The sequence below is a fragment of the Bacillus cereus group sp. N8 genome (assembly GCF_016483685.1).
Classification (GTDB): Bacteria; Bacillota; Bacilli; order Bacillales; family Bacillaceae_G; genus Bacillus_A; species Bacillus_A proteolyticus.
In genome coordinates this window covers 1-4,397 of the sequence record NZ_JAEHBK010000084.1, presented here as the reverse complement: position 1 = coordinate 4,397, position 4,397 = coordinate 1, and the positions used below count along the sequence as shown (strand labels likewise).

Here is a 4,397-nt window from a genome sequence, read left to right as displayed (position 1 = left end):
ACTAAAATGATATCTCTCTTGAATTGTTTTCCTTTAAAGTACCTCATGTCTGATTCTCCTATATCCTGTTTTCTAGAGTGTAGCTTCATGTAGGAAACTTTGCAACAGAACCAATGAAATAACTAAACGTTTAAAAAATTTATGGAAGTAACATTTTTGTGCTAAAATATGTAAGATTATATTGAATAAAATACGTGCGCTAATCACGATAAACTGGAAAAGGAGTGTGTTTTATGGCAGAAAATATTAACATAAACGTTAATGCAGGAAGTAACTATGGACCAGAATCAAAATGGGGGCGTCAGTCTTTCTTTGATGGTGGACTTTTGAGCTTCATTGGTTGGAGTATCTTGGGAGCGATTATTACAGTGTTCACGCTTGGTATTTGCTATCCGTGGGCGTTGTGTATGGTTTATGGTTGGAAAATTAACCATACTGTGGTTGATGGGCATAGAATGAAATTTAACGGTTCAGCAGTTGGCTTGTTTGGTAACTGGATTAAATGGCTACTTCTAACAGTTATTACACTAGGTATCTATGGTTTTTGGGTTAGCATTAAACTTGAAGACTGGAAAGTGAAAAATACAACCTTCGTTAATTAAGTGGAAATTAAGAGATGCATTATGAAATTACGTACATTAAAAATAATTCATTTAGTGTTATATATCGTTGTTTTAATTTTTGCGATTGATTATAGTAATCATTAAAATATTTATGTAAGGGTTCATGACTTTAATTTCTCTATTAAGTGAGTGCAATAATTTTCATAAATTACTATTTTAAAATAATATAGAGAAATGGTTTTTGAGTTGTCAGAGCTCTATCAGAAAGCAAGCCTGTTCCAGCAGACTTGCTTTTTTTGCTATTTATTAAGTATGCAAAAAATGCCAACGTTCCAGTTAGTTATCCTGAAGGGAGCGCGATCTATTGGAGTTAGTTATAGCGTTTTTTACGGTGTTTATAATTATCTAGGCGATTATCAAGCCATTTGCTAAAAATAGAAGACACAACACTAACCACGAGTGGAAAAACAAAATTGGTTAAAAAATTGGTCAAAGTTTATCCACGTTTCTAAGTCCATTGAATAGACTGAAGGGATCTAATAATGTGATAGAAAAGACTGCTTGTTTTGTATCATTAGTATTTATCACTTCTTTAACACCTTTATGGATTATCATTCTAACATTTGATATTGCTTAGTTGGAGGGGGAAGCTTCATGAATGAATACAAAGCAGAACAACAGAAGCATAAGAAGATGCAACTCGTTATCCATCATATAAAAGAACTCGAACATCATTCAACACTCGTATTAGATATAGATAATCTAGAAACAATCTGTGTGGATTACCACAATAGAAAACAAGGAAGCACATTCAAAAAGAAAAATTGTTTACTTACTTATATTTAGTTTACATAAGATACATTATTAAATTACCTATAAGGAGCGGAATTAAATGTTAAACATACAAAAGATTTTTGAAGCGCAGGACAAGCTAGATCTTAAGGTAGTTGAGGTACATGGGTTACAAGGTCAGAATTTAACTGGAGACGTGACACAGGCGTTATATACGGAGTTAGGTGAGCTTTCAAATGAGATTGGGTTCTTCAAATATTGGAAGAAGAACAAGAAGGATGATAAAGCGCGTCAGTACGATGAATGGGCGGATTGCATGCACTTTATGGCTAGTTTAGGTAATAAGTACGGGCATAGTGAGTTTGTATTTTCTGACAGAGGCATTGAGGCGTTAGAAATATCAATGAAAACATTAGAATTCGATGTTATAAGATACCATCAGTTATTTGAGGAGATTTACACAGCGAATAAGAGCAGCAAAGTTGGTTATGCCTTCGCATTAAATGCATTGTTGGCAATTGGTACGAAGATGGGCATGACATACGAAGACATGGAGAAGGCCTATTTCGAAAAGAACCAAGTAAATTATGATCGATTAGCAAAAGGATAGTAAGACCAAATGATACTATTTTAATAGATTAATTAAAAACAAGAAGAGAGTCAATCGGCACTCTTCTTGTTTTTGGTAAAGATTCACTTCTTTGTTTTGGAAAAGATTTCTTTTATGATGAAATCAAATCATAGTATCTCTTTGTTGTTTAGCAGCATTTTGACATACAACGCTGGTTGTTTAGCGAATTATCGCCTTTGTTGACGACCATTTTTATATAAGAAAAATCCATCAATCAAGAACTAGATGGGATTAATTTTCATACCAAGTTCCATTCACTTTCACTCGAACACGTTCTTGTTTCTTACATGACGTTAGTTTGTTATAGCTAAAATCACAAACTATATTGTAGATGCTGTCATAGTTCCAAAAATACGCAGGGTGATTTTTTTTATAGTTTTTCCATTCGTTACTATATGTACCTTGTTTTTTAAATCACCTTCTTCACCGAACGCGGCTGTAACTTCTTCGTAGGACATACCCTGACGTAAGTTATTGAAAGCATCAATCAGGATTCGATCTTGTAGCAGCAGAAGACACGGCTATATGGCCGGGAGAAACAAAGGTTGTACCAACTGGCTTAGCTTTCGAGATTCCACCAGGATACGAATTGCAGGTGCGCCCACGTAGCGGTATGACGCGTAATACAAAGTTAAGGGTTGTTCTTGTAACGGTGGACAGTGGTTTTAGAGGAGAGGTTGGAATCATAGTAGATAATACTGAAAGGCCTACTAGTGCAAATATGAAAGCTCATATTATCGAACGAGGTACACGCATTGCCCAAGGCGTCATAGCACCAGTAGAAACAGCTCATTTTGTTGAAGTAGACGAGCTATCGGAATCAGAAAGAGGAAATCAGGGCTTTGGATCAACGGGAACAAAGTAAGACCAAATTTGAATTTTGTACAAATATGCAGAGAGTGTGGGGAGAATCTTATAAATAAAAGTTCAACTCTCAAAAGGGTAGGAGTTGAGTCTGTAGATGTAGCTACTGAGTTCTCGGGTTGATGAAAACTAGTAACTAAATAAAATAATATCATGGGTGTTTAGAAGAAACATCGGATGAATATTTCCAATGTTTCAAGTAATAGTTAATTAGTTCTAAATCAACAAAAGCGTTATTTAATAATAAAGAGCGCCTTTTAAAGCGCTCAATGGCCTAGACAATATTGAAAAAGAATACTCAATAATATATGTAATCTTTTTAGTGTGTTCCATAATCAAAAGTTGTTCGATTTGTTTTTGGATGGTATTACATTTTGCTCTATTTTTTCATAAAGATTAAGTAATTGTTTGATAAATATAATTTTCGGTGTTAACCAATACGAAAATAGTGCTGAAATAATTCCTATTAGAGCCCCTGTTACGACATCGAAAGGATAATGAACTCCTACCCAGATACGAGAAATAGCTACACAAAATGCAAGTACAAGCCATAACCACCCAATCTTTTTACGAACAAGCCAAAATGAAAAACAAATTGAAAAAAATAGAATCGTATGGTCGCTAGGAAATGAATTATCTACTGCATGATCGACAAGCTTATTAACATTAGGTAATACTGCAAATGGTTGATAATTCAAATGCATATTCCCTGCTAATTTTCCAATTATTTCAGCAGTTACGAAAGCAACCATCGCTTGAATAATCATCATTTTGTTTTTTCTAGATTGAGTAAACCAATAAGCCATAATAATTAAACCTAAAAAATACACCATATATTCCGCCAAAAATACCATAGTTGGGTTTAGGGATGAATATTGCTTCCCTAAATCATTGATTGCTCGAAAAGCATCAATATTTAATTGAGAAAAAGACATTTTTAAATCGCTCCTTATTGTATGTCTATAACTTTATTATGTGAAAAATTTTTTAACTGAGGCTTAACGGTTCCCTAATTAATTCTTAGTTATTTCTTAACAATTCTTGTTTGTGTATAAGGAAAATTATAGTAAAGAATTTATAGTGAAAAAATTGATTTTAGTGACATTAGTATTACAAAACTGTAAGGATTAGCTCATTAAAGATTTTTAATAAAATAGTTATCTTGTAGAGAGTTGGTATTGAAATGAAAACTATTGTTTTTAGATGTAGATACGATGTTGCTGTACATGAAGTTGAAGAAGAGGTTTTATTTGATAACGATGTAACAGAAGAAGAAATAGCCAAAGAATATGAGGAGTGGATTTGGTTTAGAGTTGGAGATCAGTTCACTTAGTATGAAAAATAGAACAAAAACGCTATTTTAGTGGAAAAGGAAAATGAGGAACATGAAATATGGAGTTTATTTAGCAGGGGAAGTAATGGTAGAACATAATGATTATTTTGAAGCTTGTAGAGATGCAGATCCAGAAGATTTATCATTTTAGCCAAGAAGACTCCTTCCTCAAGGAACGCGAAGTGAGTAGGTGGGAGATGAATTGGCTTCGGAC

4 protein-coding genes and 2 pseudogenes are annotated in these 4,397 nt (G+C 33.6%); 5 read left to right on the top strand and 1 reads right to left on the bottom strand.

The genetic code is table 11. The features are described from left to right. The first annotated feature begins 233 nt into the window (after nucleotides 1–233). From JDS80_RS30270 to dut, 4 genes and pseudogenes are all read left to right on the top strand, one after another. A complete protein-coding gene (locus JDS80_RS30270; RefSeq protein ID WP_199640772.1) occupies nucleotides 234–602 on the top strand; it encodes a DUF898 family protein in 369 nt (122 codons plus the stop codon). A gap of 618 nt (nucleotides 603–1,220) precedes the next feature. Continuing rightward, nucleotides 1,221–1,409, top strand: a pseudogene (locus JDS80_RS30265) (HNH endonuclease); the annotation flags it as partial. Nucleotides 1,410–1,455: 46 nt separating this feature from the next. After that, complete coding sequence (locus tag JDS80_RS30260) at nucleotides 1,456–1,965, top strand: dUTP diphosphatase (protein WP_199640770.1); 510 nt, start codon at nucleotides 1,456–1,458, stop codon at nucleotides 1,963–1,965. Nucleotides 1,966–2,473: 508 nt separating this feature from the next. After that, a pseudogene (dut, locus tag JDS80_RS30255) lies at nucleotides 2,474–2,851 on the top strand (dUTP diphosphatase); the annotation flags it as partial. A 334-nt stretch (nucleotides 2,852–3,185) separates the two neighbouring features. Here dut and JDS80_RS30250 read toward each other — a convergent pair. Then, entirely contained in the window at nucleotides 3,186–3,785 is a 600-nt protein-coding gene (locus JDS80_RS30250; RefSeq protein WP_199640769.1) for an undecaprenyl-diphosphatase, read from the bottom strand. A 248-nt stretch (nucleotides 3,786–4,033) separates the two neighbouring features. On the opposite strand from JDS80_RS30250, the gene JDS80_RS30245 reads away from it, so the two are divergent. Then, nucleotides 4,034–4,183 (top strand): hypothetical protein, encoded by a 150-nt coding sequence (locus JDS80_RS30245; protein WP_199640768.1) that lies wholly within the window; start codon nucleotides 4,034–4,036, stop codon nucleotides 4,181–4,183. The last annotated feature ends 214 nt before the right edge of the window (nucleotides 4,184–4,397 follow it).